Below are 25,998 nucleotides of genomic sequence, written 5' to 3' on the forward strand. Positions count from 1 at the left end.
GTTGAACTATTACTTTCAATGTTTAGCTCCCATCGTGGCGGCTAAATCTCGGTCCTTAAGTCATCACCCTATCTGTTGGTGTATCTGACTTTAGAGGCTCTATGTATGTTGTTAACAAAAAGGCCGCACACAGCTTTTTACAGCGATACATAAACAACACTTTTTATTTTTATATTTAATAGACCTCCATTTATTTTGGTTGGTGCTGTTTCATGTCTTTACAAATCTAAAAGCAATTTTAGGTCGTGTATTTGCGTGCGTTTAAAAAGTGTATAAACAAACAACCTATTCGAAATTGCGTATTTTATACGCAATTACCTAGTTTTAGTTCACACTATGTGAATGCAGATAAAATGGAAAGTTGAGATTTTATGCAAAAGTTAAATTGGCGTCGTATTGTTTTAAAAGTAGGTAGTGCATTAATTGCTCCAGATCAAGATGGGTGCCGTTCACGCTACTTATTAACCATTGCGCAATTTATTGTTCGCTGTCGTGCTCGTGGTATTGAAGTTATTTTAGTATCTTCAGGCTCAGTAGCTGCAGGCTCACACTTATTCCCATCTGACATTCCTCGTTCAGTTGTGATGAAAAAAGCGATGGCAGCAGCAGGTCAAACTGAAATGATGGCCATGTGGGATCGCTTTTTCGATTTTCCATCAGCGCAATTATTATTAACCCATGGTGATTTACGTGACCGTGAGCGCTATGAAAGTATTCGCGAAACTATTTTTACTTTGTTAGAGCATGGTGTACTGCCTATCATTAACGAAAATGATGCTGTAACAACGGATGACTTAAAAGTAGGTGACAACGATAACTTATCAGCCATGGTAGCGGCGGCCGCTGATGCCGATGCATTAATGATTTTTTCTGATGTAGATGGGCTGTATGATAAAAACCCAAATTTGCACGACGATGCAGTTTTACTGCCTGAAATAAAATCAATTGATGAGTCTATTTATGCTATGGCAGGATGTGCTACAAGCTCTGTAGGAACCGGTGGCATGAAAACCAAAATTGAAGCTGCCGAAAAAGCAACGTCTCACGGTATTGCTACTTATATTATTAATGGCTTTAAAGAAGAAACCTTTAATAGATTATTGGCAGGTGACAACCCTGGTAGTGTTTTCCTTCCTTATGAAAAACCAATGCAAGAAGCTGTGCACTGGATGACGCATACAGCTAATGAGCAAGGTGAAGTAGTTGTAGATGGCTCGTTTGATGAGTCTCTTGAAGGTGAAAACGGTTGCATACGTGGCGACGAAATAATGGAAGTTCATGGTGAGTTTGCCATTGGCGATACCATTTTAGTTAGAAGCGAGGATGGCACACGTTTAGCAAAAGCCACCGCAAATTATAGTAGTTGCTTGTTAAGCTTTATTGCAGATAACGAGCAAAGTGAATTTAGCGAAAAAATGCAGGATTCTATTGGCCCTGTTATTTCAGAAAAAGATATCGCATTATTGGAGAAGTCATGAGTTTGATTACGGATATTTCACGCCAGGCAGCAAAAGCTGCAAACACACTTGCTTTACTCGATACCGAGACCAAAAACCAAGTGTTAACCGAAATGGCGGCAGCATTACGCGCAGAAAAAGCATTTATAATTAAAGAAAACGAAAGTGATTTAAGCGCAGCACGCGATAATAACTTAGCCGCTTCGATGATCGACCGCCTAACGCTTAACGAAGAGCGCATTGAAGCAATGGCAGAAGGTATTGAAGTTATTGTAAGTTTAGATGATCCTGTCGGTCAGCTACGCGACATTACAGAGCGCCCAAATGGCATTAAAATACGTAAAATGCGTGTGCCATTAGGTGTTGTATGTATGATTTACGAAGCGCGTCCTAATGTAACTGCGGATGCAGGCGCATTGTGTTTTAAATCGGGTAATGGTGTTATTTTACGCGGCGGTAAAGAAGCCCTTAAAAGCTCGCAAGCCATTGCGAGTGTAATGCACGGTGTACTTGAAAAACATAACTTACCTAAAGCGCTGATCTCAGTTATTCCTGATCCAGACCGTGCATTGCTTATGGAGCTAATGCAGCAACGCGAAAGTATTGATTTAATCATCCCACGTGGTGGCGAAGGCTTAATTAACTTTGTAACAGAAAACAGTACTATTCCTGTTATTCAGCACTTTAAAGGGGTGTGTCATTTATACGTAGATAAAGATGCCGACTTAGAGGTTGCACTTAATTTACTATTAAATGGTAAAACACAGCGCACAGGCGTATGTAATGCGCTTGAAGGGCTAGTGGTTCACCAAGACGTTGCTGATGAATTTTTAAATTTATGTGCCGTTGTATTGCGCCAAGAAGGTGTGAAAATTAATGCAGATGAGCAAGCTGCAAAATACTTCGATAATGCTACAGTACTTGCTGATAATGAATTTGGTGAAGAATACTTAGATTTAGAAATTGCTATTCGTGTAGTACCAAGCTTTAGTGCTGCTGTGGAGCATATTGCTCAATTTGGTTCAAACCACACTGAGGTTATTTGTACTAAAAACGATACTGCGGCTGAGCTTTTCCAACGCAGTGTTGACGCATCGGTAGTAATGGTAAATGCATCATCGCGTTTCTCAGATGGCTCGCAATTAGGGTTAGGTGCTGAAATAGGTATAGCTACAACTAAGCTACATGCTTATGGTCCTATGGGGCTTGAGTCACTTACAACTGAAAAGTATTTAGTTAATGGCGAAGGCCAAGTACGTAAGTAACGTACTTCACATATAAAAAACGCCGATTGTTTAATCGGCGTTTTTTTATGCGTTTTGCAAAGTATGGTTTAGTTTTTCTAACCAGCTTTCTAATGGCTCAGGCCGGTGCAAATGGTACCCTTGTAGGATAACCTCAGGGTACTCTTGTAATAAGTCAAAGTGCGATTGATTCTCGACTCCCTCCGCTACCACTTCTAATTGAAACAACCTGCCAAGGCTGACAATCATATCAATAATTAATTTATCGTTGTTATCAGTGGGGGCTTCAAGCACAAATGAGCGATCTATTTTTAGCTCATGAATAGGTAACTGTTTTAAATAGGTTAAACTTGAGTAGCCCGTGCCAAAGTCATCTATTGATACACGTACGCCCAGCTTTTTAAGGTAGTGCACGGCTTCAATGGCCGCTTCCATGTGATTAAGTAGCGTCCCCTCTATTATCTCTATTGTGAGTTGCTGAGGATTAATATCAACACTTTTAATTTGTTGGCTTATAAAGTTTAAAAATCGCGGTTCATGAAAATGTCGACCGCTTATATTTACCGAAATATTCAAACTTGGGTGGCTGTATTTAAGCTTGGTAAGTAAATTAAGTGCATTAGTTGTAACCCAGCAGTCTAACTCAAAAATAACATCAGATTCTTCAGCTATTGATATAAATTCACATGGGCTTATAAAGCCTTTTTGAGGGTGATTCCAGCGCAGCAGTATTTCTGCGCCTTTTAACGTTTGCTTACTATCAAATTGCGACTGTAAAAATATGGATAGCTCATTTTGAGGAATGGCTTTTCTTAAGTCTTGTTCAATTTCAAAGCGTCGTTTAGCCTGCTCGCCAAATGTGGTATCAAAAAATGTAACTCTGTTTCCGCCTTTTTCTTTGGCTTTATAGCAGGCTGCTTCACAATTTCTGATTGTCTCAATAGCACTTTCCCATACATCGTCTCGCGGGAAAATATAAGTGCCTATACTAATTGTTAAGCTAACCTCTTGCCCATCAACGTCAAAAGGGTGGTTGACTGCGTTTAAAAGCTCTTGCGCTTTGTTTTCGGCGATTGATTGCGCACGTGTACGCCCAATTCCTTTATCTACGCTACATAAAGCAGCAAATTCATCACTGCCTAAGCGTGCAATAATATCTTTTTTATCTACATTGGCATGAATACGCTGAGCAAGCTCCTTTAAAATATTATCCCCTGCTAAAAGCCCTAAGCCATCATTAATAGAGTGAAAGCTGTCAATGTCGATAATATAAATATAGGCACATGTTTTATCGCTACTGCACTCTTGCAGTTGTTGCTCTAACTGTTTTAAAAAGCCATTACGGTTAGGCAGTTTAGTAAGCTCATCATGCCAAGTTAGGTAATCTATGCGCTCTTGCGTTACTTTTACGCTTGAAATATCACTAAAAACGCCAATGTAGTGAATATTGGTATCTTGCTCGCTCTTTACCTTACTAAGCGTTAATAGCTCAGGGTATAGCTCGCCATTTTTTCTTCGTGTTACAAGCTCACCGCTCCAGTAGCCAGCTTCATATGCGTGTTTCCACACTTCATCAAAGCTAATACTTGGGTGATTATTTTGTTTGATCTCTTTTAAATCCATTTCCAACGATTCAGCTTCGCAATAGCCGGTAATTCTACAAAATGATGGATTAACCGCGATAATCTTGCCATCGCTATTAGTAATTACAACACCATCGGCGGTACTGGTAAGTGCCTGGTAAAATAACTTTTGCTTAGATGACAGCTGCTTTAGCTCTTCCTCGCGTTGGCTTAACTCTTTTGCAAGAGCTTCTATTTCGAGTAATTTGTCGTGTAAGTCAAAGTTCTTTTCAATGAGCCTGTCTAGCATGCCTTGCGAAGTAATATGTGTACGTATACGCGCTCTTACCAAAGCTAATTTGTAGGGTTTATGGATATAATCAATGGCCCCCATTGCAAAGCCTTTCTCTTCAGACTCTTCTTCAGTAAGTGCGGTGACAAAAATAATGGGAATGCCTTTGGTATTTTGTTTAGCTTTTAATCTTTGACATACTTCATAGCCATCCATGCCTGGCATCATAATATCGAGTAAAATTAAATCTGGGCGCGTGGATTCAACAAACACAAGCGCTTGTTCGCCACTTGTTGAAATGCGTACATCGTAGTCTGCAAGTAAGCCTTCAACTAATACATGTAGGTTGCTAGGTTCGTCATCAACAATGAGTATCAAAGGCTTTCGCGGTTGAGTTACTGCAGTTTCATTATTGTTAGCGAGAAAGGTTGAATGCACACTAAATCCTTATTCTTTAATAACCCCTTAAAGTTAGTTTATAGTTGCCATAATTGTCTAGTTTTTATAGTTATTTCTGTATTTATCAATAAGTTTAATCACTAAAGCGTAGTTAAAATTATCTATTGCCTCTTTTAGCTTGAACAATGGATGGGAATGTTCGAATTTTTGAAGCGCAATTTCTCTAATTAATTTACTAGGAATAGGGCGGGCAGATAACGCTAAAGAATAAATTTCATCAATTAATGTATCTGGATTTTGTCCAGAGCTTATAGCTTCTGGCTGATGATTATAGGAGTTTGTTACCAGTAGCTGTCTGACTGCATAAAGTGCTAAGGTCAATTGTTCATTAAAAACACTAAGATCGGTGCATGCGTTACTGCTCAGTTCTAACTCTGCTTTTTTAACGCTTTGCTCTAGTAGCTCTAACCCTAAGGTGCCGGCTAAGCCTTTTAAGTTATGCATCGCTCTAGCTAATGTTTTATGCTCATTATTTTTCAAGTGCTTTACAGCTACCTCCATAAAGTGGCTGTAATCGGTATTAAACTTAGTGAAAATTGAATTAATGAGTTCGTCATTATCTTCAAGATTAGCCCGTGCTACATCGAGGTTTAATGTACTTAAAGTATGGGTTTTTGTTAGATGCTTTTCTATGCTGTCACAAAGCAGACCAAATAATAACGGCTTGACTAAATAGTCATCCATGCCTGCTCGAATGGCGGCTTTCTTATCATTAGAAAATACAGCTGCAGTTACAGCAACAATAGGCGTTGTATATCCCCTTTGACGCAGTATACGCGTCGCTTCTAGGCCATCCATCACTGGCATTTGAATATCCATAAAAATAATATCAATTGCGTTTTCTTCTACTTTAATGAGTGCTTCCTCGCCATTACTTGCAGAGATAACAGTCATATTCATTTTGGTTAATAGTGCTTCAAGAATCTCTTGGTTTACAGGGTTATCATCTACTGTCAGTGCAGTGTAACCGGTAAACTGTGGGTAAGACTCTCCTTCTTTAAGCTGTGTTGAGTCGGGTAATAATAAACGCATTAACTGAGAATCAGTGTGAGTATTACCTATTGTTATAATATCAATATGATCGCTATCGGGGACTGCCTGCGGGTGCTCTTGATCGTTAATGAGTAAAATAAGCAGCAGTTTGTGTTTATTTTTTTGTTTTTGTAAGTACAGTTGCTGCAAAATAAAGTTATCTTTTAGTTCTTTGTGTGACAACGTCATGATCACAATATTAAAAGGGTTACTCGGTTGAGACATTTTTGCAATTGCACGCAACGGCTCTTGGGTAATTTCTGCAGTAATATCAGCGCTACTTAATAACTTAGTGAGTGATTTTATTTGCTCAGTATCGGGACTAATTAGTAAGGCATGCTTTTTAAGCGCTTCTTTGCTCGTCATTTTAAACGGTAGTGTAAAATAAAACTCACTCCCGACGTGGGGTGTGCTGCGTACTTGTATTTCGCCGCCTAGTAACTTGGTTAGTTGCTTACAAATAGTTAAACCTAATCCGGTGCCGCCATATTTACGTGTTGTACTGGAATCGCCTTGGTAGAACGAGTCAAAAATTGAGGCGGTTTGCTCAGGCGTCATGCCTATGCCAGTGTCTTTAATACCAAAGCGTAACTGTATTTGCTGCTCATCTTGTGTTGTGGCCTCAATTGTTACAGTTACTTCACCGCGCTCTGTAAATTTAATGGCATTACCTACACAGTTATTAATAATTTGACTCAAGTGCAGTGGATCGCCCATCAGCTCAAGCCCTGCATCAACATGCAATACAAAATTAAGGCGCAACCCTTTTTGTTTCGCATTTACCGAAAATAAATTTTTTACATTAGAAACAACGGTATGCAAAGTAAATGGGATTGATTCAAGCTTTACTTTGTCAGACTCAAGCTTTGAAAAGTCGAGTACGTTATTAAGTATTTGCAGTAAGTTTTGAGCACTAGAAAACGCTTTATCTGCATAGTGTTTTTGTTTTGCTGGAAGAGCGCTGCTTTGTAATAGCTGCAGCATGCCTAAAATACCGTTCATTGGAGTGCGAAGCTCATGGCTCATATTAGCTACAAAGTCACCTTTCGCTTGGTTGGCATTTTTTGCTTGGGTGATGGCAACTGTAAGCTCTTTATTCATTAATTCCATTTTAGAATTAAGCGCTTGGGTTTCTGCTAGTAGCTCTTTTGTTTGTTTGTTTTTTAAATACAGCGCATTAGCCGCGGTAATAACCGAGTTAATTTCATTTTGATGATGCTCATCACTATTTAGTGTTACTTGCTTTTCATTGCTCATATCATTTAACAGCTTAGTTAATTTCGCAATGGGCTTAATGACAGAGTTAAATATAAAAAAGGTAATTACTATTATGATAACAGTGATCAGCGCGGCAAAAAGGTTGGCCATTTCGGTACTTTTTAATACGTGGTCTCTTAGCTGCTGCTCGGTATGGGTGAGCTTTTGCTTCTCTACATCCCTAATTTTTTCGGCTAGGTAAAGCAGCTCGTTTTCTATTCCTGTTAAAACTACATTTATCGAAAACGTATAGCTACGGGTTAAAATAACTAATTGGCTATACGCTTGCTCAAGCTCGTCAGTATTATTAAGTAGGTTAACATTAGCGGTTTCAATACTCGCCAGTAGGGTATTTAAGTGTGCTAGGTTATCTTGCACATTTTGTGCCTCATCATAATTTGGCTTGTGTAAATAATTGGTTGTTGCTTGTTCTATATTGCTAATAGTTAAAAGGGTATTCACTATTTTATTTTGCTTGCTGGTTAGCGTGTTTTTTTTAAGCTCATTAAGTTGTGCTTTTAGCGCTTCAATAGGGTGTTTGAACTGTGTAATGTACAGCTGCTCTCGTTTGGTTCTGTTAACGACTACGCGATTGAATGTATCTTGATAATTATTTAAGTACTCGTTAAGGCGCTTTATATTGTTTTGATAGTTTTCATCATACTCATTTAAATGTGTACTCAGCGTATCTAAATCCCTTTTTGCAGCATTTAAGTGCATATTAAACTTTTCAATGGTATTGCTATTAGCATGATCTAGATAAGCAATGGCTTGGCTTTGTAAAGAAATCACATCGTTTTCTAAACGGGTAACAGACTCGCTTTGTAATAAAGCTTTGTGCTGCGCATTTTGCAGCTCAAAAAGTGATTTTTGCGAATAATTGAATAGGTAACTTTGCAAAATTAATAAAGTAATTAATACGCATAGGGCAATTATTATTTTTGATTTTATTGAACGGGTTATCATTATCTGCTTATTAACTCATACCATTTTTGCAAGCTGTAATCGTAAGTCGGCATAACGCTATTCCAAACAGCTACATTGCTTAAGCGTTTTAAATAGCTACCACCATTTCGCTGCTCGCCGGCTTTTACTGCGACTTGTTTTTGGGTGTTTAGTAAGTCAACCGTAGTGGGCTTGCCTAAGTACCAGTAATTCCATTCACTTGGTGAAAGCATTGCTTTTGAGCGCTGTGGATTACTAATGTAATACCCTTGGCGAGCAATAAATGCGCCGGCCCACCCCGAAAGCCACCAGTTCATGTAATCGTATGCGGCATCTTTTTGGTTATTATTAACCTGTGACGATAAGCACATTACCCCATGCCAGCCACGGTAGCCCTCTTTTGGAGCGGCAAATCGCACGTTAACATTTTGACTATTGAGCGCGGACACAGCGGGGGAAAACATACTTTCTATGTGCACGCGTTGGCTTTTCATAAATTCAACAGACTCTGGCACCGAGTTCCAATAACCTGCAAAATGCCCTTGGCGTTTATAGTCAATTAAAATACTAAATAAACGGTCAAGCTCGGAGCGAGTAATCGCACCAATATCTTTAAATGTTATTAACCCTTTGCTTTGTGCTGCCAAGGCAAGGTCAAATAAGCCAATTGTGGGTGCATTTACAATACCTACTTTACCTCGGTGGGCATCATCAAGTAACCAGCCCCAGCTTTCAGTTTCGTAGGCAATACCAGGTTTTATTTTGGCGGTGTTATAGCCAAAAGAGTCAACATTATGTACATAAGGTAAAAAGCTAATGTAATCGCTTTCGTTTGCGCTTAGTGTGCCGTCCTCTTGTACGTTGAGTAATTTATAAGGGGCGTCGCCTGCACCTAATTTTGCATCGGGAGTGAGTTTCCCTGTTTTGGTAAGAGAATTTATTTCATTAAAGTAGGTTAGCCGTTTTTTTTCTATGGGCTGAATAGACCCCGCCCGCCAAAGCACATTTATACTGTTTGACCATTGCTCATATAAATCAAATGAGCCAGGGTCCATAGAGGCTTTTTGTAATACGGCAGCACTACCTGCAGGGGAAAATTCTATATTTATGCCTAAATCAAGCATTGCTTGTTTACGAATGGCTTCTTGTAGCGTTACATGTGTTCCTAAGACTCTTAGGGTTACTTTTTTTCGGGCAAACACATATGGTACATGAGTAACTACACCCGCGGTTAAACCGATGACAGCGAGCTTTTTTAACGTGGTGCGTTTAGGGGTATCCATTGTTTAAGCCAAAAGTATGATTGCTACAGATGAGATAATTTATAGCCAACAAAGACTAAACAAACAAGGAATGGGCAAATATAAAAGTTATTGTGTAGAAGATAAAAGAATAATAAGACGATGAAAAATAGGAAGTAATAGAAGAGTAGGAAAGTGGTGGAGCTAAGCAGGATCGAACTGCTGACCTCCTGCGTGCAAGGCAGGCGCTCTCCCAGCTGAGCTATAGCCCCACATTCCTAAATTACATAGTTGTAATTACTTGGCTGCTGAGTTCCAAGCGGGGTGAACTTTAAATATTTTTATAAATTTGGTCAAGTATTTTTTAGCAATATTTAACTGTTATCGTTTATTTTTGATAGACTCGAGAAAAATACCTCGCGAAACGACAAAAACAATGAAAAAAAGTATCTGTATACTTGCTTTGCTACTTGCAGGGTGTGCAAGTAATGAAGCGCCTCCTTATGAAATAAATAACAAGCAGTTTTATGAGAACGTGGATGAGCAAGGTAACAAAATATTTGCTTATGTTGTATCGGTAAAGGCTGAGCATCGCAGTAACATAAACTTAAATAACGGCGGGCGAGGCGAAAAAAGACCGAGCCGCTCTGATGTAAAACGTTACATAGAACAAGAACACTTCGAAGACTCTAGTGTGTTAAAACTTAAGCTTGAGGATGAAGCCGTCAGGTTTTTAAACGAAACCCTCAGTGAAAATAACTATTGTGAAAATAAACACGAAATTACACAAGTACTATGGCGTGACTTAAGTGTGCAGCTAAGAGGGCGTTGTTTGTAGTATGTTGGCCGATAAAGTAAAGCTTGCGCAGTTGTTAGCGCAATTAGGTATAAATTACGATGTAATAGAACACCCTGCGTTACATACCAGTTTAGATGCTGATGCATTTATGGTGGAGCGCCCAGGTACGCGACTTAAAAACTTGTTTTTGCGTGATAACGAGGGCAAAAAACACTTTTTAGTAATTACCGCACACGACAAACAGCTCGATTTAAAAACCCTATCTAAGCAACAGGGACTTTCTCGGTTGGGGTTTGCCTCTAGCGAGCGGTTAGCACGTTATTTAAAAGTGGCGCCCGGGTGTGTGTCTATGCTTGCTTTAGCAAACGATAAACAAAGCAATGTTACTTTGTGGCTTGATCAAGATATTTGGTTTAACGAGCTGTTTCATTGTCACCCGTTTGAAAACACCCAAACTTGGCTGCTTACAAAAAATGATTTAAATACCTTTTTTGAGCATACAGGGCATCACCCTCGGGTAATGTTTTTACCTTCTCGATAGCCTAAAGTGACTAATACTAAACCAATAAAACACACACTCAGTAAGCAAAGCATAAATGCAGTTTGCCCTGAGTGTTGATAAACAATACCTGGCAATAACGAGCCCAGTGCCCCACCACTATAATAAAACGATACATACCCGCCATTCGTTACACTTGCAGGCGCTTTGCTAATCTTGTTAACAAGTGGAGCAGCGCTTGAGTGTATAACAAACATAGCAGCACAAAATAACGTAAACGCGATTAAAAATACACTCAGTTGCTGGCTTATAAGTAATACAAGGCTTAAGTTATACACGATATAAACCGCAGCAAGTAAATGCCAAGTTGAAGGCACTTTTTTAGCAAGCCAAGGTGTTGCAATAGAAGCTAAAGCACCGATTAAGTAGCCGCTGTACACTAAGCCAATATCGCGTGTGTTTGTAATTAAAAAGGTGTTTTGCAAAATAAACGGTAGGTAATTTAATAAGGCTGCAAAGCAAAAAAACATACAAAAAACGGCGCCATACAATTTTAGTACTGCCGCATCTTTTAGCTGCTTAATATACGTTAACGGCGTAAGTGCTGACTGATTAGATACCACAAAGCCCGTGGGCTTTATACTTATAGCCAGGCCAATAAGCACAATCGAAATAACATAATAAAAACTTTGCCAATGCCATACATCACTAAATAAAGCGGCTAATACTCGGCCAAAGTAGCCGCCAGCTATGGTACTGCCTATGTATAAGGTCATATTTTTTTGTAAGGCATCTGCGCTGTAACGTATACCAATAAAGCTCGTCATCGCGGTAAGCGCGGCAGGTAAGGTTAAGCCTTGTATAAAACGCACCAAAAGTAATAGCTCAAAACTTGGCGCTACTGTAAACAGTATGCAGCTCACTCCTAAAATAAGCATAGCAATACGTAAAATAATAAGCGGGTTTTGCTTGGCTAAAAATAGCCCATAAACCAAAGGTGCAATTGCTAGAGGCAGCATGGTTACGCTCATTAAGCTGCCGGCAAGCGCAGGGGGAACGTTAAATTCGCTAGCAAATAAGCTCAATAAAGGCTGAGGTGCGTACAGCACAAAAAATATAAACACCGAGCAAATAAGTAAATGAGCAAAACGCATTGTAGGGCTTAAAACATAAGCTGATAAGTTAGCCAAAGTATATGAAAAATGGCTTATATTTCATAGGTTAAATCATTAACAATTGCGCTAAATCAAAGTGTATATTCAGCCCTTTGCTAGATTAATGCTAATAGCACTGTTATTTGTACTCGTTGGTGATTAAAATAAACCTAATATAAGTTTTTAGTGGAACAAAGCCATGGGTTCATTACAAGACCAATTGCTGCAAGCAGGGTTAACAACATCGCACAAAGCTAAAGTTGCTAAGTCAGAAAAACGTAAGCAACAAAAAAAGCAAAAAAAAGGGGCTACCAGTAACCCAAGCGATCTGCAAAAGCACATACAGCAAACTAAATTAGAGCAGCAAAAAAAGGCTGAAGAACTTAACCAGTCGCGCCAAGAAGAGCTTAAGCAACGTGAGCAAGTTGCTCGTGTTAAGCAAATACTTGAGCACCATAACCAAGACTCTATCCGCGGTGAGCGTACCTTTAATTTTACTTACGATAACAAAGTAAAAGGGATAGACGTAAACGAGAAAACCCAAAAAGCGTTATCGGGTGGTCGTTTAGCTATTTGTGTACTGGAAGGGCAGTTTTACGTACTCGATGATGAGCCGGCGCGTAAAGTCGCAGAAGTTGATGAAAAGTACATTGTTTTTCATGTTGAACCTGAAAACAAACCAAAAGATGAAGACGACCCATATGCAGACTTTGAAGTACCAGATGATTTAGTATGGTAAGTGTCTGTTCAGTATTGTTTGCTAAAGTTAACAACAATGGCTGAAAACGTAGTCATGTTTGTTTGATCGCCTAACGTAAATTGATACGTATGCTTTTTACTAGATTGTTTACTACAATCAATAGACTATTTTCTAACCGTCAAAAAGAAGAGTGAATATAATGAGCAAGATGAAAGCACTAATAGTAGGCGCGGGTATTAGTTTAGCCGCAAGTTTTTCGTTTAACGCCGCCGCTGCTGATGGCGAAGCCCTTTACACCCAAAAAATGTGTCAAACATGTCACGGTGCAGAAGGTAAAGCACCTATTATGGGCGCATACCCTAAAATTAATGGTCAAAACAAAGACTATTTAGTGGCCCAAATGAAAGATATTAAATCGGGCGCGCGTAGCAATGGTATGACTGCCGCAATGAAAGCAATGGTTGCAACGGTAACGGACGAAGAGTTTGAAGCAATTGCTGACTACCTTTCAAAGGTAAAATAAAGCACCGCGTTTAAAAACGTATTATCGTTTTAAATTAAAGCGCAGCGTAAACAGCCACACAATTGTGTGGCTGTTTTGTTTGTGTTTGCTATAAAATTAATACTGCTTTAGACTTCTAAACATCTATTCGTACTTGAGTTGTTGTACGTATTTTAAAAGGCTGATTATGATTGATTTACCCCAACTAGATTTAAAAAATAAAGTGTCGGAGCAAGAGTGGCAATTGCGCGTAGATTTAGCAGCTTGCTACCGATTAGTAGAGCATTTTCGTTGGGGGGATTTAATATACACGCATTTATCGGCACGTTTACCTGGCACCGATCACTACCTTGTAAATGCGTTTGGCTTAACGTTTGACGAAGTAACTGCATCAAACCTAGTAAAGGTTGATTTGCACGGCAATATTATTGACGACACCCCCTTTAGCATTAACCCAGCAGGTTTTACTATCCATAGCGCAATTCACGAAGTGCGTGAAGATGCTCATTGTGTTATTCACTTACATACTAAAGAAACCATTGCCGTTGCTACACAAAAAAATGGCCTATTGCCACTAAGTCAATACTCTATGTTTTCGCTTCCTTCGCTGTCGTACCATGGCTATGAGGGGCTGGCTGTAAATGATGACGAGCGCAAAGTATTACAAGATGATTTAGGCAATACCAATCATATGCTATTGGTAAATCATGGTGGTTTAACCGTAGGCCCAACCGTAGGCGATGCCTTTATGCGCTTTTATGACTTGCAACGTGCCTGCGAAATACAGCTTGCATTACAAGCCAGCTCACAAGAGGTTATTCCGGTGCCGCAGCCAATTATCGACAATATTTATAATCAAGCTAATGTGGTACATAGCGGCAGCACAGGTGGGCAATTAGCGTGGCCTGCCATGTTACGAAAAGCGTACCGACTTGATCCCAGTTTTGCACAATAGCCTGCGTGGCTAATAAGGAATTTTAATGAAAGTAAATCGCGTAGAAGTATTTGATATTCATTGCCCAGAGCGTCCAGCCTGGACGCCGGTTTTTGTACGTATTCATACCGATGAAGGTATTAGTGGTGTAGGTGAAGCTGGTTTAGCTTACGATTTAGGCCACAGCGCAGCAGCAGCAATGATAAAAGAAATGGCTGATGCTTTTTTAATTGGGCACGACCCGTTTCAAACCGAAAAGTTATGGTCGCGTATGTTACGCGAAAGCTTTTGGGGTTTAGGTGGCGGCCCTGTTGTTTATGCAGCAATGAGCGCCATAGATACAGCACTTTGGGATATAAAAGGTAAAGCACTTGGTTTACCGGTATACCAATTACTAGGCGGTAAAGTAAACGATAAGCTGCGTACTTATGCATCGCAGTTACAGTTTGATTGGGACAGCGAATTTAAAGCGTTAGTACAACCGCAAGAATACGCAGAAGCGGCGTTAAAAGCGATTGGCGAAGGTTATGATGCAGTAAAAGTTGACCCTATCCAATACGATAAAGACGGCAATACGTATTACGACCGTACTAAAATAATTTCTCGCGCCGAAATGAAGCTATACCGTGCTCGTATGCAAGCTATACGTGAAGCAGTTGGTGATGAAGTGGATATTATTTTTGAGTGCCACAGCTTACCTGGCGCGACCTCTGCAATACAAATTGGTGAAATAGCCGAAGAGTTTGATTGCATGTACTACGAGGAGCCAGTTAACTACTTAAACCATTCTTTACATGCAAAAGTAGCAGATAAAGTGGCAGTGCCGATTGCAGGCGGTGAGCGTTTATACAACCGCTGGGGTGTGCGCCCTTATTTAGAAGATCAAAGCATTGATGTACTTCAACCCGATATCGGTTTATGTGGTGGCTTTACTGAAACTAAAAAAGTATGTGACTACGCCGATATTTTTGATGTGCGTATTCAGGCGCATGTATGTGGCGGGCCTGTTGCTACAGCTGCATCGCTTCATTTAGAAACCGCTATTCCTAACTTTTTGATTCATGAGCATCATACATATGCCATTAAAAAGTGGAACCGAGAGCTGTGCTTACAAGATCCACAACCAAAAAATGGCTTTTTTGAAGTATCAGAAGAGCCAGGCTTAGGCATTGAATTAAATGATGAGATTGTTATGCGCTCGCAGCGTGTAGAAATTAAATAATTTAAGCGTTATTTAAATACTATTGTTTAAAGTAAAAGCCGGTAAGTGATAGCTCACTTACCGGCTTTTTTATAGCTGTGTTTCTCTAATACCTATGAGCAATACCATTTGAATAGTTAGTGGGTTTAATTGGCAAGATTAATTGTACACGTAACGCCTTTTATCTCAGCGGTGGCTTTACTATCAAGGTGGCGTATATAGCAGCGATTATTGTTTATCATTAACTCAAATTGATCGGGAAAGTTAAGCTGTTGATTGGCTGTTATATCGCTACGGTTTGTGTTTTTAAGAGTAAAGGTACTGGTGTGAATAAAGATATCGTCAGCAAGCGTTACGTTTTTAATATGCATTAAGCGCTCTATAACACGCTCTACCGCTTGGCTATTTGGCTCGGTAAGTAAGGCATGATGCAGCTTAGGAGTAGGCTGCGTGTTAGATGCGCAACCACTTAAAATAGTTAAGATGCCAAGGGCTGATAATTGCGAGTGTAATGTCATAGTCATTGCCGCATTTACGTAAGTGGTTAAATTTAATATAGCTTAACTAGGGCATGTTATAAAAATGCTTAGCATTTGCGTAGCTAAGGTTGTGCCATATTTTATTTGTTTTACACAAAGCTTGATGGCTATGCCAAACATCATTATAGCTTGCGTTAATTTGGCAAACCGGAAAGTTACTCGCAAACATAATGCGCTGCTCGCCAAAGTACGAGAACATAGTTTCAAAACAATCTTGTTGCTGTTGTAAATTCAACGCTAAAAGCTCAAAACCCGAAAACTTAATCGCTATATTATTGTGCGCACTTAGCATGCGAATGCTTTGCTGCCAGTTATCAATATTATTAGGTAGGCCGCCATGGTTTATTATTATTTTTAGCTGAGGCAGCGCCTTAGCGTAACGAGCAAGCTGAGCAGCTATTGCGGTATTTTCAAGCTCAAACTGGGCTTCATAATGCAGCCCTTGCTGGCAAAGGGTTTGCAAATTACTAAAGCACTCTGGGTTTAGTAATCGCTGTGCACCTGCGCCTTCGGTGATATCCCGTATGCCTATTACATGGGGGTGGGCAAGGGCGTTTATTGCTTTTGCAAATTGCACAGGTGCGCAATCTAACTGGGCGTAACTAATGGCTTTAAAGGGAAGCTTTTTTAAATGCGCCGTTAGCCAATTAAGTTCGTTAATGGGGGCGTTGTTATCAAAACCTGCCTCTATATGTACTATGCCGGCGAGGGTAAAGTCACTGCTCTCTAGTAGCTTTTTTTCACTAATAGGTTGTTTTATTAACTCTAAATTTGGCCATGCTGGTGGGTTTTCGCCTTGCAGCCAAGTATATTGCCCCTCGGCAAGGTTAAAAAAATGCACGTGGGGGTCAATAATTTTCAGGCTCATCGGCATGTGCTCATTGTGTGGTATAGCCGCCATCAATATTTTGTAGGCTACCGGTTATAAAGCTTGCATCATCACTTGCTAAAAAGCTAACTAACGCGGCAACTTCATCAGCTTGTCCTAAGCGGTTTAGCGGTTGAAGGCTTGCCTCTTCTGCCACTATATCGGCCTTGTTAGTCCCACTTTTTTTACAATAAGCATCTATCGCATTATGAAATAGAGGGGTTTCTATTGTCCCTGGGCATACCGCATTCGCGCGAATATTAAATTGGGCGTAATCAAGCGCTGTGGTTTTTGCCATAGAAGCAAGAGCATGTTTTGTCAGGTTGTAGGCAAACGAGTTAGGTTTACCAATTATTGCCTGATCTGAGGCTATTAAAATAATAGCGCCATTGTTTTGCGCTTTCATGCTGGGTAGTACACTTTGTACAGCCGCATAAGCCCCTTTAACGTTCAATGCAAATAACGCATCGAAAGTGTGCTCATCGGTATCTTCAATACTAGCACTGAGGTGTTTACCTGCGTTAGAAACAAGTACATCTATGCGTGGGCTTTGTTTACAAATGGCCGTAATACAGGCTTTTACAGCACTAACATTACTCACATCGCATTGGTGAAAAACCCCGAGCTCGCTGTACTCAATATCCAGATTGTGCACCGTGTAGCCATTTTCAATAAAGCGTTTTACAACCGCTAATCCAATGCCTTTTGTACCGCCTGTAACAATAGCAACCTTAGACATACTTGCTCCTAATTTAAGGTGTGTGATTAGTGAGAGTGACCACAGCCGCCTTCAGCGTGAACATGGCCATGCGAAATCTCTTCACTGGTTGCTTCACGAACCGATACCACTTCTAAATCAAACGTTAGCGTTTTGCCTGCAAACGGGTGGTTTAAATCACAATCTGCATTAAAGCGGCCTACTTTAACTAATGTTACCTGGTGTTGGCCTTGGTTTGAGTGCACCATCGCAGTCATACCTGGTTTCCACACCTTTACGTCACCTTGTAGGTGCTTAAGCGGAATACGCTGAATTAAATCGTCAACGCGCTCACCGTATGACTCGCTTGGCTCAAGTGTTACGCTAAACTTATCGCCTGCGGCTTTGCCTTCAAGGGCTTTTTCTAAGCCAGGAAGCATGCCTTCGCTGCCATGAATATAGCTAAGAGGCGCGTGGTTTACACTGCTTTCTAGTTGCTCGCCCGCTTCGCTTAATGTGTAATGAAATTCAACTGCTGAATTTTTGCTAATTTGCATGCTTGTCTCTTTAAGTTTTTGACTAAGTTAAAAGCCGATTTTACGCGAAATACCGAGCTTTATAAACTCAGCGTGGTTGAATAAGTGATTTTTGTAGATCTTGCAGTAAATCTTGTTTTTGTTGCGGCTGTTTGGGTTTTTCTGCCTGGGGAATAAATAGCGTTAATTGCGTGCCAGGCTTTAAAATGCTTGAGGCACTTAAGTTGTTCCATTTAGCTAAATCACTGTGTGGCACTTCGTAAAGCTGACTAATGCTCCACAAGCTATCGCCTTGTTTTACTTCATAGTCTATTTCAATGGTGGGGATCACGACTTCTTGTGGCTCTAAATAAGGACTAATTTGATAATCTATAGTGAGCGATTTTGGGAGCGTTTTAGGCTGTCCAACCAGCAGTTTTTCACCTATGCCTATCATATTATTTTGTTTGCCATTGAGCTGCTTTAACGCGCTTACCGACATGCTGAAGCGCCTTGCAATGCTGTATAGCGTATCATTTTTTTTAACGATGTATTCGCCTGCAAAATTAGACTTAAAAAACTGACTTTTTAACAGTGCCTCTTGGCCGATAGGTAAAAGCAATGAGTGGGGACCATTCGGTGAGCTTTGATTTTTTAAATAGCCTTGGTTAAGCGCGTGCAACTGTTTTGATCCAACCCCAGAGAGCTTAGCGATGACCGAAAAATCAAACTGTTGGCCAACATTCATTTGCGTTGTTATTGGTTTATTAGCCAGTTTAGGGCGCTTAAAGCCTTTTTGCGGGTGTTTAACTAAGTAGCTTAGCGCTAACAGTTTAGGTACGTAGTCGGCCGTTTCTTTTGGCAGCTTTAGAGAAAAGTAATCGGTACTTTTACCGCGTTTTTTATTTCGCTCAATGGCTCGTTTAACACGCCCCTCACCACTATTATAAGCCGCTAGGGCGTGTAGCCAGTCGCCATCAAAGCGTTTGTGTAAATAGCTGAGGTATTCAAGTGCGGCATCGGTGGAGGCAAGTACATCTTGTCGGCCGTCATACCACTGATCGGATTTAATGCCAAAATGATGCGCTGTGGCGGCCACTAACTGCCAAACACCTACTGCTTGCTGCGATGAGGCAATGGTGGGTCTAAAATCACTTTCTACAAAGGGCAGTAAAGCCAGCTCCATAGGCAGGCGCTTTTGCTCAATTTTTTTTACGATATGATACAAATAAGGCGCGGCGCGTTTATTTACCGTGGGTAAATAGTTAGGTTGTTTTAAATACCAGTTAATACGCTTTTTTAAGGCGCGATTTTGATACACCGTAAAATGTAGGTTGTTGGCAATATGCACCCATAGGTTTTTAGCTTTGGCGGGGCGCTTTTTTACAATTGTTTTTTTTGCCTTTACCGGCGGCGCAGTATTGGCTTGTTGTAATTGTTTTGGCTGTACAGGCTCAAGCTCTATTTGATTTTCGTAGCTTGGCTCAAAGTGAGTAAAAATTTGTGGTGCGTCTGTTTCGGGTTGTGTTTGTGTGCTGTTACAGCCGTACAAAAAAATAATTACACAACTTACAAGCAATCCACGCATCTTCATCTCTTATCTACAATCCTTTATTTTATAACACTACTGCGCGTGCTCAATTAACTGGGCGCGCTTAAGCCCAGCCTGTAAAAATAACTGGCTCGACTTTGTATTTAACGCTTCTTGTTTATATGGTGCTAAAACATTCGCGGGGAAACTCTCAGTAAGTTGCTCAAGCGTTTGTTTTTTATTGTTTTTCACATGGGTTATTAAATTTGTTAAAAACAATAAAGGCTGCTTAAGTTGCGCTTTTTCAAGCGCCCCGCCGTGGCCGGGAAGTATTGTACGCAAATTAGGCTGATTAATATAGCGTTTGAGCAAGGCTCGCCAATTTTGTAACTGGCCGTGGCCTGGGTAGGGTAGCCAGTCAACAATATCGCCGCCTATTAGCAGCGTGCCATTATTGGTGCTAAGTGTTAAATCGCCGTTTGTGTGGGCTTTTTCGGGTGTTATTTGTACCGAAAAGTTACCTAAATCAATACTTTGTTGTTTACCGATTACGGTGCTAGGTGATTGTAAGTGATAGTTTTTCCAACGTAAAAAACGTTGTTTAGCTAAAGAGAGCTTTTCGCGCCACTGTGTTTGCTGTTGCTCGGGCAATGTGGCTAAGCGCTGATAGCTCAGCTCTATACTTTTTTCATAGCCTGCTAACTTATCATCGTAAGCCTGTTGGTATGTGGCAAAATTATCGGCTACCTGTTTATGCACTATTAGCTGCGCTTTTGGGAAGGCGTTTTGTAATACGGCCATGCCGAGTAAATGGTCGTCATGAAAGTGTGTTGCAACTAAATAACAGAGCGGTGTTTTAAGGTGTTTTTTTAACTGTTTTGCTAGTGCTTCAACGGCTGCAAAGTTTCCGCTTGCATCTACCATTAGTGCGCATTGCTCGCCCTCTATGAGCACTTGGTTGGAATCGTAAAAACGTAGCTTATCTTGTTGTTTTAAAAATTGTACATTTTCGTTTATTTGCTGCCAAGTAACCGCTGCCTTACTAGAGTGAGAAAATAGGCTAAGGGTAATAAAAAGGGCGGGGATTACAGTTACTAAAAGGGGTTTTAATGTCATTGTGTGTCTCTGCGCAGCATTTATTTACCCTCATAATAAACAAAAAGCGCACGGGGCGCTTTTTATTTTTTTATTGGGTCACTCGCCAAGCATTGGCTGAGTTTATCAATGAGTTGATCTTGCTGCTGTTGCTCTACACTGGCATGCGTTTTAGCTTCTAGCAACTCATGGCTAAGTGTAAGTGCTGCTAAAAGTATCGCCTGTTGTTCGTTACGAACTGATGAGCGTTGCTTTGTTTGCTCAACCAAGTCATTTAAATTTTGTGCTGCTGCTATTAATGCATCTTCTTGCCCAACCGGGCATGCAAACTGCTGCTCTTTACCTAGCAACTCAACTGTGACCCGCTGGTTTTGCAGCTCAGACATTAGCTTGCCTGTTGTGCGCTTTGTAGTTTATCAAGTAAGCCTGTTAACGTAGAGCTGGCATCTTTTTGCTTTTCTTCGTTTTCAAGGGCTTCTAGTTGTAAAATTTCGTTTTCGTCACTTAGTTTTGCGTTTTGCTCTTTTAAGCTAGCAACATCTGTTTGTAATTGGTTGTTGCGCTCGATAAGCGAGTCAATCAGTTGTTCGAGTTGTTGAAGAGTTGTGTTGTTCATAAAGGCGCTCATATAACTGTAATTAATGTCATGCAAATGTAAAGCAAAGTGTGTTGTTTTGCCAGCATTTACGGTGGTTTTAGCACAATTTTATTGTTTATTAAGTGATAATTCAGGGTGGCGGCTTTTTTGTTCATAAATGGTTCACTTAACTGCTCGCAAAGCGGTGTATAGGTTGCCAAAATACAGAGCTTATGGTTCACTGCCGATATTAAATTGCGTATAGCGAAAATTAACAATGCTTAGTTACAGACACTCTTTTCATGCAGGTAACCCTGCCGATGTGCTTAAACATTTAGTACTTGCACAGGTACTTCAATATCAAACCATTAAAGATAAACCCCTCGATTATATTGATACCCACTCTGGTGCGGGTTTTTTTGAGTTAAGTTCATCTGATGCCCAAAAAACACAAGAATACAAAGAGGGCATTGCTAAGCTTTGGCAGCATAGCAGTGAGCACGAGGCGCTAAACGATTATATTGCATTAATTAAATCGTTTAATGATGGGGATGAACTGGCGTTTTACCCCGGTTCGCCAAAAATTGCTGAGCATTACTTACGTCGTCAAGACAAAGGCTGGTTTTTTGAATTACACCCGCGCGATTTGCAGTTACTTGAGCAAAACATGCAAGGTAAGCGCTCTATTCGCGTACGTGGCGAAAACGGTTTTGCCGGATTAATAGGGCTACTTCCGCCAGCTTCGCGCCGTGCATGTGTGCTTATTGACCCACCTTATGAAATAAAAGACGATTACGATACTGTAGTAAGCACACTAGTTAAGGCGCACCAGCGCTTTGCTACCGGCACATATATGATTTGGTATCCCGTTGTTGATAGAGAGCGAATCAATACAATGGAGCAAGGGCTGATTGAGTCGGGAATGCGTAATATTCAATTATTTGAGTTAGGCACGCAAGCGGATACTGACGTACACGGTATGACGGCATCAGGCATGATTGTTATTAACCCACCGTGGAAATTAAAACAAACTATGGACAGCATATTACCTGAGTTAGTTGAACTTTTAAGTGAGCCTAGCGGGTTTTATAGAAGCGAGCAGTTAGTCGACGAATAACTGCCTGCCATTATGTAAAGTAAAAGCCCTGCTGGGCTTTTATTTAATTAAAATAAACCGCATTAAAGGTGGCAAGCGTGTTGCCACTGCTATCTTTTAATTCTAAAGACTCGCCTTCTATAGCCCACTTTTGCGTGTTATTGAGCATATTTAACATAGCCGCTTCTTGCTCCATGCTTTGTGAGCACATTTTTTTTGTACTTGCCAATTGGCTAAACGAAATTGAATGTTGCTCTGTGCTATAGCTACCACTGACATTATTACACCCTAAAAAGCCGTTAACGCGGTTATCTTTATCAAATTGTATAAATGGCTCTTTTGTTCTTACACTGACTGTTTGCGCATTAATTGTAACGGCTTTCCAGTATGTATTTGTAAGGGTAACATCGTTTTTAGGTGAGGCGACTTTTTCAAGCTCAATTTCGTGAAGAATCCCCGAGTTTGCATTTTTAAAAGGGTCGTACTGCATTGTGCTGGTATAAAGAACCTTGTCTTTATTAATGATTCTAGCGGTGAGGTTATAGCGGTGTTTATCAACAATGTTGTTGTCATCATAAGCTAGCTCCACGGTATACGGCGGCGCTTTATTTATATCAATTACTTGTTGCGTAATTATTTCGGCTTTTACATCTGCTTTTGACACATCAGATAGCGTTACAATTAGTTGTGAGCCAGGGCGTGGCATACTGCGATCTTTATAGCTCACTTGCGTGGTTAAACCCATAACGCTTTTTTCTTGTACTGTGGATTGTGATTCGTTAGCTGGTTTTTCACAGCCCGCTAATGTGAGTGCACTTAGGGCTAATAAACCTAAGCCAGTAAATGTACGTTTTTGAAACCTAAATTGCTGCTTTGCCATGCTTGCGCTCCTTATTCCTATATTGCTGGTAAGTGTAGGGGGGAGGAGCTTAATCATGGCTTAATTTTTTTAGGCACAAAAAGGCGCTAATGCGCCTTAACATAATGCTTTAACGCTATTTTTTTACAAACTTTGTTAAAATAACAATACGTTGGCCATCTACTCGCCCTTCAATATGTTCAGGGTTATTTGTTAAGCCTATATTGCGTACTGCTGTGCCGCGTTTGGCGGTCAAGCTACTACCTTTAACGTCTAAGTCTTTAATTAAAGTAACCGTATCGCCAGCTTGTAGCACTACGCCGTTACTGTCTACGTGTTTTATATCGTCATCTTCAGCAAGGGCTTTTTTGGCCCAAGTAAGGGTGTCTTCTTCTAGGTAAATCATGTCGAGCGCATCTTGTGCCCAGCCATTATCAACAGCTAAGCGCGTTAGCATTCTGTAAGCCACTACTTGTACGGCAGGTGTTTGGCTCCACATGCTGTCGTTTAAACAGTGCCAATGTGTTGGGGTAAGCTCGCTGTTGTTTTCTATTTGATCTTTACAGGTTTGGCAGGTGTAAATGCATTTGTCTGAATGGGTTTCGGTAACAGGAGGCACTTCGTAAACAGATAAATGTTCGGTTGCGCTGCATAATTCACACTGGTTATTACTGCGCTCGATTAAGGCTTTTTCAATACTCATAAGGCGTTCTTATATAGGAAGAGGTTTACATTTGGCCGTATTATACCCTAGCAAAGGTGGGCGGCGATACTAATCCCTTAAATTTTGTGCGGGTATTGGGTTAATGTATTTATCTTCTATGCGTTTTATGTAACCACTGCTATGTAAGTGGGCAAGGGCTTGGTTAATTTTAGGCAGTAACGCTTTGTGCTTAGCAAGTAAACGCACTCTTAAATAACCATGCGAATGCTGGGCGCCAAACTCAGTATTAATATTTAATTGTTTAGACCAATACGCTGCGGTATGAATACCCATAATAGCAACGTCAATACGCGCTTTAGATAATGCAATCATTAGCTCTTTTTCAGAGGGAAAATCGACGCGGTTAAATTTTGCATCATCATGGTAGTAGTAGCCAAGTACTGTACCAACCTCTTTAGAGTATAAACTTTGCTTAGTTTGATACTGCGCGACGTTATCAGGCAGTGCGACAATCATTTCGGTTGCGGGGATCAGCGGCTCTGAAAAAATATAGTAAGGGTTATCTCGCTCGCTTTGCGCTAACCATTTCAGAGTGATTACATCAAAATCAATTATGCCGTTTTCTAAGTATTTGGTAATTCGCTTAGTGGGGAGCTCAACGTGATTGGCGGTAATATTTGCTTGCGCCATTAAAGCGGTGATTATTTCTGGCAAAATGCCGGGTTTTTCTGGGTTGTTGGTGTAAAAAGGGTAGTGACTACCTGACGCACTGACATTGTAATTTAGTTCTGGCTGGTTTTGCTGGGCATGAGCAAACGTAGCAAGATGCAAAATAAATAAGGGTAAAAACAACTTTAAAAAAAACAAATACGTAACCTTTGCTAAACTTTTAACCTTGAGCGTTATGTAATTTAACTCCGCTTGCAATGATTCTAGAATCTTCATAGCAGTTGAATTACAGTGTATAACCTAATTGTAATAAACAACGTCAAATTAGATAGGCTTTTATTAAGTGAATCCCACAAATATTCTACAGAACGGGCAAAAGATAACACAGTTTGTTGCAAGGCAACCTATTTTTGATGCGCAGCAGAATGTGTTTGCTTATGAGCTGCTTTATCGTGATTCAGCCCATAATGCATTTCCTGTGGGAACATCTGATGAGCAAGCAACCAGCCGTTTGTTTTTTAATACACTGATGATGCTAGGGCCAGACAAACTTACAGCGCATCATTTAGCGTTTATTAACCTTTCTTCAGCCACTATTTTAGAAAATTTCCCTAAATTGTTAGTGCCACAAAATTGTGTGTTAGAAATTGTTGAGCGTACGAACAAAATAGCTGAGGTAACTCAGCGCGTGAAAGCGCTCAAGCAAGAGGGATACAAGTTTGCCCTAGATGATTACGATGGCGACGATAAATGGTCGCCATTACTTGCGCATGTAGATTACATTAAAATTGAAATGGACGATGTAATAATTAAAACCAATATGCGCATAAAAAAAATTAAACGCGCTAATCCGCATGCAAAAATTATTGTTGAGCGTATAGAAACTCATGCGCAATTTCACTCGTTAAAACAAGCCGGTTGCGATTTATTTCAGGGTTATTTTTTTGCCCGCCCAGAGATGATCACTTACAAAGATGTGGAGCCGGGTAAGGTGATTGTGTTTGATTTACTGCGCTTTACGGCAAAAGAATCTTTATGCTTTGATGAAATACAAAAACAAGTAGCCAGAGATGTGGCAATTACAGCACGTGTATTGAAATTAGCGAACGCCCGCTCGGGCAGTACTAAATTAACCATTACCTCTATTTCGCAAGCGGTTGTGTATTTAGGAGAGGACAGCATAAGGCAACTGGTGCGGGTGCTGGCGCTGAGCGAATTAGGCGCCGATAAGCCCTCAGAACTCACAAAACTTGCCTTAACCAGAGCGCAGTTTATTGCGCTATTGCTAGGGCAAAACCACGCAGAACTGGTTGGTCAGGGCTACTTGGTTGGGTTGTTTTCTGTGATGGATGCAATTTTAGATGCAAACCTTGAAGCAATTGTTAAAGAGTTTTCGCTAGATGAAAGTATTGCCCAGGCATTATTAAACAATGAGGGCATTTTAGGGCAAAGCCTTGCGCTTATTAGGGCGTTTGAACTAGATGAAATGGATAAAATAGCGGTGTTAATGCCGGCAATAAACAGTGATTTGCATATAGGTCATATTTTTAATTATGTTCTTGATGCACTGTTGTATAGTGACGAAATTATTGAGGCTATTGCAGAATAAA

General features: G+C 40.4%; 25 protein-coding genes and 1 tRNA gene. 10 read left to right on the forward strand and 16 right to left on the reverse strand.

Going from position 1 to position 25,998, the window contains the following annotated elements; translation table 11 throughout:
* Nucleotides 1-371: 371 nt before the first annotated feature.
* Together proB and OIZ54_RS14120 are read left to right on the forward strand one after the other, a co-directional pair.
* Nucleotides 372-1,478 carry a glutamate 5-kinase gene (gene proB / locus OIZ54_RS14115; RefSeq protein WP_004587658.1) on the forward strand — a complete coding sequence of 369 codons (1,107 nt, stop codon included), beginning with the start codon at nt 372-374 and terminating at the stop codon, nt 1,476-1,478.
* Nucleotides 1,475-2,722, forward strand: a complete 1,248-nt coding sequence (locus tag OIZ54_RS14120) for a glutamate-5-semialdehyde dehydrogenase (protein ID WP_004587657.1) — start codon at nt 1,475-1,477, stop codon at nt 2,720-2,722. The genes proB and OIZ54_RS14120 overlap by 4 nt, the downstream gene beginning before the upstream one ends.
* Before the next feature lie 45 nt (nt 2,723-2,767).
* Here OIZ54_RS14120 and OIZ54_RS14125 read toward each other — a convergent pair whose 3' ends face one another.
* The 4 genes from OIZ54_RS14125 to OIZ54_RS14140 form a co-directional block, all read right to left on the reverse strand.
* Nucleotides 2,768-4,993 (reverse strand): EAL domain-containing protein, encoded by a 2,226-nt coding sequence (locus OIZ54_RS14125; RefSeq protein WP_264390639.1) that lies wholly within the window; start codon nt 4,991-4,993, stop codon nt 2,768-2,770.
* Nucleotides 4,994-5,050: 57 nt separating this feature from the next.
* A complete protein-coding gene (locus OIZ54_RS14130; protein ID WP_264390640.1) occupies nt 5,051-8,269 on the reverse strand; it encodes an ATP-binding protein in 3,219 nt (1,072 codons plus the stop codon).
* Nucleotides 8,269-9,531, reverse strand: a complete 1,263-nt coding sequence (locus OIZ54_RS14135) for an ABC transporter substrate-binding protein (protein WP_264390641.1) — start codon at nt 9,529-9,531, stop codon at nt 8,269-8,271. The genes OIZ54_RS14130 and OIZ54_RS14135 overlap by 1 nt, the downstream gene beginning before the upstream one ends.
* A 154-nt stretch (nt 9,532-9,685) precedes the next feature.
* Nucleotides 9,686-9,761 (reverse strand) — tRNA-Ala (locus tag OIZ54_RS14140).
* A 164-nt stretch (nt 9,762-9,925) separates the two neighbouring features.
* On the opposite strand from OIZ54_RS14140, the gene OIZ54_RS14145 reads away from it, so the two are divergent.
* Together OIZ54_RS14145 and OIZ54_RS14150 are read left to right on the forward strand one after the other, a co-directional pair.
* Entirely contained in the window at nt 9,926-10,327 is a 402-nt protein-coding gene (locus tag OIZ54_RS14145; protein WP_024031465.1) for a hypothetical protein, read from the forward strand.
* Nucleotide 10,328: 1 nt separating this feature from the next.
* Nucleotides 10,329-10,829 (forward strand): prolyl-tRNA synthetase associated domain-containing protein, encoded by a 501-nt coding sequence (locus OIZ54_RS14150; protein WP_264390642.1) that lies wholly within the window; start codon nt 10,329-10,331, stop codon nt 10,827-10,829.
* On the opposite strand, the gene OIZ54_RS14155 is transcribed toward OIZ54_RS14150, so the two are convergent.
* Complete coding sequence (locus OIZ54_RS14155; RefSeq protein WP_264390643.1) at nt 10,796-11,941, reverse strand: MFS transporter; 1,146 nt, start codon at nt 11,939-11,941, stop codon at nt 10,796-10,798. The genes OIZ54_RS14150 and OIZ54_RS14155 overlap by 34 nt on opposite strands.
* A 199-nt stretch (nt 11,942-12,140) precedes the next feature.
* Between OIZ54_RS14155 and OIZ54_RS14160 the strand changes: the two genes are divergently transcribed.
* The 4 genes from OIZ54_RS14160 to OIZ54_RS14175 all read left to right on the forward strand — a co-directional run bounded on the left by OIZ54_RS14160 (nt 12,141) and on the right by OIZ54_RS14175 (nt 15,299).
* On the forward strand, nt 12,141-12,680 hold the full coding sequence (locus OIZ54_RS14160; RefSeq protein ID WP_004587650.1) for a DUF2058 domain-containing protein: 540 nt from the start codon (nt 12,141-12,143) through the stop codon (nt 12,678-12,680).
* Nucleotides 12,681-12,840: 160 nt separating this feature from the next.
* Nucleotides 12,841-13,164: a c-type cytochrome gene (locus OIZ54_RS14165; protein WP_004587649.1), complete on the forward strand. Its 324-nt coding sequence runs from the start codon at nt 12,841-12,843 to the stop codon at nt 13,162-13,164.
* Between the two features lie 166 nt (nt 13,165-13,330).
* Entirely contained in the window at nt 13,331-14,098 is a 768-nt protein-coding gene (locus OIZ54_RS14170) for a class II aldolase/adducin family protein (RefSeq protein WP_024031462.1), read from the forward strand.
* 25 nt (nt 14,099-14,123) lie between these two features.
* Nucleotides 14,124-15,299, forward strand: a complete 1,176-nt coding sequence (locus OIZ54_RS14175; RefSeq protein ID WP_054983246.1) for a mandelate racemase/muconate lactonizing enzyme family protein — start codon at nt 14,124-14,126, stop codon at nt 15,297-15,299.
* A 125-nt stretch (nt 15,300-15,424) separates the two neighbouring features.
* On the opposite strand, the gene OIZ54_RS14180 is transcribed toward OIZ54_RS14175, so the two are convergent.
* The 8 genes from OIZ54_RS14180 to zapB form a co-directional block, all read right to left on the reverse strand.
* The gene (locus tag OIZ54_RS14180; RefSeq protein ID WP_029772597.1) at nt 15,425-15,796 is read right to left on the reverse strand and encodes a hypothetical protein; all 372 of its coding nucleotides are present in this window, start codon (nt 15,794-15,796) and stop codon (nt 15,425-15,427) included.
* Between the two features lie 46 nt (nt 15,797-15,842).
* Complete coding sequence (locus OIZ54_RS14185; RefSeq protein WP_264390644.1) at nt 15,843-16,685, reverse strand: amidohydrolase family protein; 843 nt, start codon at nt 16,683-16,685, stop codon at nt 15,843-15,845.
* Nucleotides 16,686-16,695: 10 nt separating this feature from the next.
* Nucleotides 16,696-17,424 carry an SDR family NAD(P)-dependent oxidoreductase gene (locus OIZ54_RS14190; protein ID WP_264390645.1) on the reverse strand — a complete coding sequence of 243 codons (729 nt, stop codon included), beginning with the start codon at nt 17,422-17,424 and terminating at the stop codon, nt 16,696-16,698.
* 26 nt (nt 17,425-17,450) lie between these two features.
* The gene (locus OIZ54_RS14195) at nt 17,451-17,939 is read right to left on the reverse strand and encodes an FKBP-type peptidyl-prolyl cis-trans isomerase (RefSeq protein WP_024031457.1); all 489 of its coding nucleotides are present in this window, start codon (nt 17,937-17,939) and stop codon (nt 17,451-17,453) included.
* 67 nt (nt 17,940-18,006) lie between these two features.
* Nucleotides 18,007-19,485 carry a LysM peptidoglycan-binding domain-containing protein gene (locus tag OIZ54_RS14200; protein ID WP_264390646.1) on the reverse strand — a complete coding sequence of 493 codons (1,479 nt, stop codon included), beginning with the start codon at nt 19,483-19,485 and terminating at the stop codon, nt 18,007-18,009.
* Between the two features lie 36 nt (nt 19,486-19,521).
* On the reverse strand, nt 19,522-20,544 hold the full coding sequence (locus OIZ54_RS14205) for an MBL fold metallo-hydrolase (protein ID WP_264390647.1): 1,023 nt from the start codon (nt 20,542-20,544) through the stop codon (nt 19,522-19,524).
* A 62-nt stretch (nt 20,545-20,606) separates the two neighbouring features.
* Nucleotides 20,607-20,909, reverse strand: a complete 303-nt coding sequence (locus tag OIZ54_RS14210; protein ID WP_004587640.1) for a cell division protein ZapA — start codon at nt 20,907-20,909, stop codon at nt 20,607-20,609.
* The gene (gene zapB / locus OIZ54_RS14215; RefSeq protein ID WP_024031454.1) at nt 20,909-21,139 is read right to left on the reverse strand and encodes a cell division protein ZapB; all 231 of its coding nucleotides are present in this window, start codon (nt 21,137-21,139) and stop codon (nt 20,909-20,911) included. Before zapB ends, OIZ54_RS14210 begins: the two co-directional genes overlap by 1 nt.
* A gap of 238 nt (nt 21,140-21,377) precedes the next feature.
* Here zapB and OIZ54_RS14220 point away from each other — a divergent pair, with 238 nt between their 5' ends.
* Nucleotides 21,378-22,217, forward strand: a complete 840-nt coding sequence (locus OIZ54_RS14220) for a 23S rRNA (adenine(2030)-N(6))-methyltransferase RlmJ (protein WP_029772041.1) — start codon at nt 21,378-21,380, stop codon at nt 22,215-22,217.
* A 43-nt stretch (nt 22,218-22,260) separates the two neighbouring features.
* Here the strand turns inward: OIZ54_RS14220 and OIZ54_RS14225 are convergent, their stop codons facing one another.
* The 3 genes from OIZ54_RS14225 to OIZ54_RS14235 form a co-directional block, all read right to left on the reverse strand.
* Nucleotides 22,261-23,076, reverse strand: coding sequence for an META domain-containing protein (locus OIZ54_RS14225; protein ID WP_248530476.1), 816 nt, complete (start codon nt 23,074-23,076; stop codon nt 22,261-22,263).
* Between the two features lie 115 nt (nt 23,077-23,191).
* Complete coding sequence (locus tag OIZ54_RS14230) at nt 23,192-23,758, reverse strand: PhnA domain-containing protein (protein WP_055252603.1); 567 nt, start codon at nt 23,756-23,758, stop codon at nt 23,192-23,194.
* Between the two features lie 69 nt (nt 23,759-23,827).
* The gene (locus tag OIZ54_RS14235; RefSeq protein ID WP_264390648.1) at nt 23,828-24,586 is read right to left on the reverse strand and encodes a substrate-binding periplasmic protein; all 759 of its coding nucleotides are present in this window, start codon (nt 24,584-24,586) and stop codon (nt 23,828-23,830) included.
* Between the two features lie 145 nt (nt 24,587-24,731).
* Between OIZ54_RS14235 and OIZ54_RS14240 the strand changes: the two genes are divergently transcribed.
* The gene (locus tag OIZ54_RS14240; RefSeq protein WP_264390649.1) at nt 24,732-25,997 is read left to right on the forward strand and encodes an EAL and HDOD domain-containing protein; all 1,266 of its coding nucleotides are present in this window, start codon (nt 24,732-24,734) and stop codon (nt 25,995-25,997) included.
* The last annotated feature ends 1 nt before the right edge of the window (nt 25,998 follow it).

This window comes from Pseudoalteromonas sp. A3, from assembly GCF_025942345.1.
Classification (GTDB): Bacteria; Pseudomonadota; Gammaproteobacteria; order Enterobacterales; family Alteromonadaceae; genus Pseudoalteromonas; species Pseudoalteromonas atlantica.

Excerpts from the sequence above, each read along its gene's own strand:
- OIZ54_RS14195 (WP_024031457.1), bottom strand. The coding sequence starts at position 17,939 with ATGCAAATTAGCAAAAATTCAGCAGTTGAATTTCATTACACATTAAGC.
- OIZ54_RS14150 (WP_264390642.1), top strand. The coding sequence starts at position 10,329 with ATGTTGGCCGATAAAGTAAAGCTTGCGCAGTTGTTAGCGCAATTAGGT.
- OIZ54_RS14155 (WP_264390643.1), bottom strand. The coding sequence starts at position 11,941 with ATGCGTTTTGCTCATTTACTTATTTGCTCGGTGTTTATATTTTTTGTG.
- OIZ54_RS14135 (WP_264390641.1), bottom strand. The coding sequence starts at position 9,531 with ATGGATACCCCTAAACGCACCACGTTAAAAAAGCTCGCTGTCATCGGT.
- OIZ54_RS14190 (WP_264390645.1), bottom strand. The coding sequence starts at position 17,424 with ATGTCTAAGGTTGCTATTGTTACAGGCGGTACAAAAGGCATTGGATTA.
- OIZ54_RS14205 (WP_264390647.1), bottom strand. The coding sequence starts at position 20,544 with ATGACATTAAAACCCCTTTTAGTAACTGTAATCCCCGCCCTTTTTATT.
- OIZ54_RS14145 (WP_024031465.1), top strand. The coding sequence starts at position 9,926 with ATGAAAAAAAGTATCTGTATACTTGCTTTGCTACTTGCAGGGTGTGCA.
- OIZ54_RS14210 (WP_004587640.1), bottom strand. The coding sequence starts at position 20,909 with ATGTCTGAGCTGCAAAACCAGCGGGTCACAGTTGAGTTGCTAGGTAAA.
- OIZ54_RS14120 (WP_004587657.1), top strand. The coding sequence starts at position 1,475 with ATGAGTTTGATTACGGATATTTCACGCCAGGCAGCAAAAGCTGCAAAC.
- zapB (WP_024031454.1), bottom strand. The coding sequence starts at position 21,139 with ATGAACAACACAACTCTTCAACAACTCGAACAACTGATTGACTCGCTT.
- OIZ54_RS14175 (WP_054983246.1), top strand. The coding sequence starts at position 14,124 with ATGAAAGTAAATCGCGTAGAAGTATTTGATATTCATTGCCCAGAGCGT.
- proB (WP_004587658.1), top strand. The coding sequence starts at position 372 with ATGCAAAAGTTAAATTGGCGTCGTATTGTTTTAAAAGTAGGTAGTGCA.
- OIZ54_RS14160 (WP_004587650.1), top strand. The coding sequence starts at position 12,141 with ATGGGTTCATTACAAGACCAATTGCTGCAAGCAGGGTTAACAACATCG.
- OIZ54_RS14130 (WP_264390640.1), bottom strand. The coding sequence starts at position 8,269 with ATGATAACCCGTTCAATAAAATCAAAAATAATAATTGCCCTATGCGTA.
- OIZ54_RS14230 (WP_055252603.1), bottom strand. The coding sequence starts at position 23,758 with ATGAGTATTGAAAAAGCCTTAATCGAGCGCAGTAATAACCAGTGTGAA.
- OIZ54_RS14180 (WP_029772597.1), bottom strand. The coding sequence starts at position 15,796 with ATGACATTACACTCGCAATTATCAGCCCTTGGCATCTTAACTATTTTA.
- OIZ54_RS14225 (WP_248530476.1), bottom strand. The coding sequence starts at position 23,076 with ATGGCAAAGCAGCAATTTAGGTTTCAAAAACGTACATTTACTGGCTTA.
- OIZ54_RS14170 (WP_024031462.1), top strand. The coding sequence starts at position 13,331 with ATGATTGATTTACCCCAACTAGATTTAAAAAATAAAGTGTCGGAGCAA.
- OIZ54_RS14200 (WP_264390646.1), bottom strand. The coding sequence starts at position 19,485 with ATGCGTGGATTGCTTGTAAGTTGTGTAATTATTTTTTTGTACGGCTGT.
- OIZ54_RS14165 (WP_004587649.1), top strand. The coding sequence starts at position 12,841 with ATGAGCAAGATGAAAGCACTAATAGTAGGCGCGGGTATTAGTTTAGCC.
- OIZ54_RS14220 (WP_029772041.1), top strand. The coding sequence starts at position 21,378 with ATGCTTAGTTACAGACACTCTTTTCATGCAGGTAACCCTGCCGATGTG.
- OIZ54_RS14185 (WP_264390644.1), bottom strand. The coding sequence starts at position 16,685 with ATGAGCCTGAAAATTATTGACCCCCACGTGCATTTTTTTAACCTTGCC.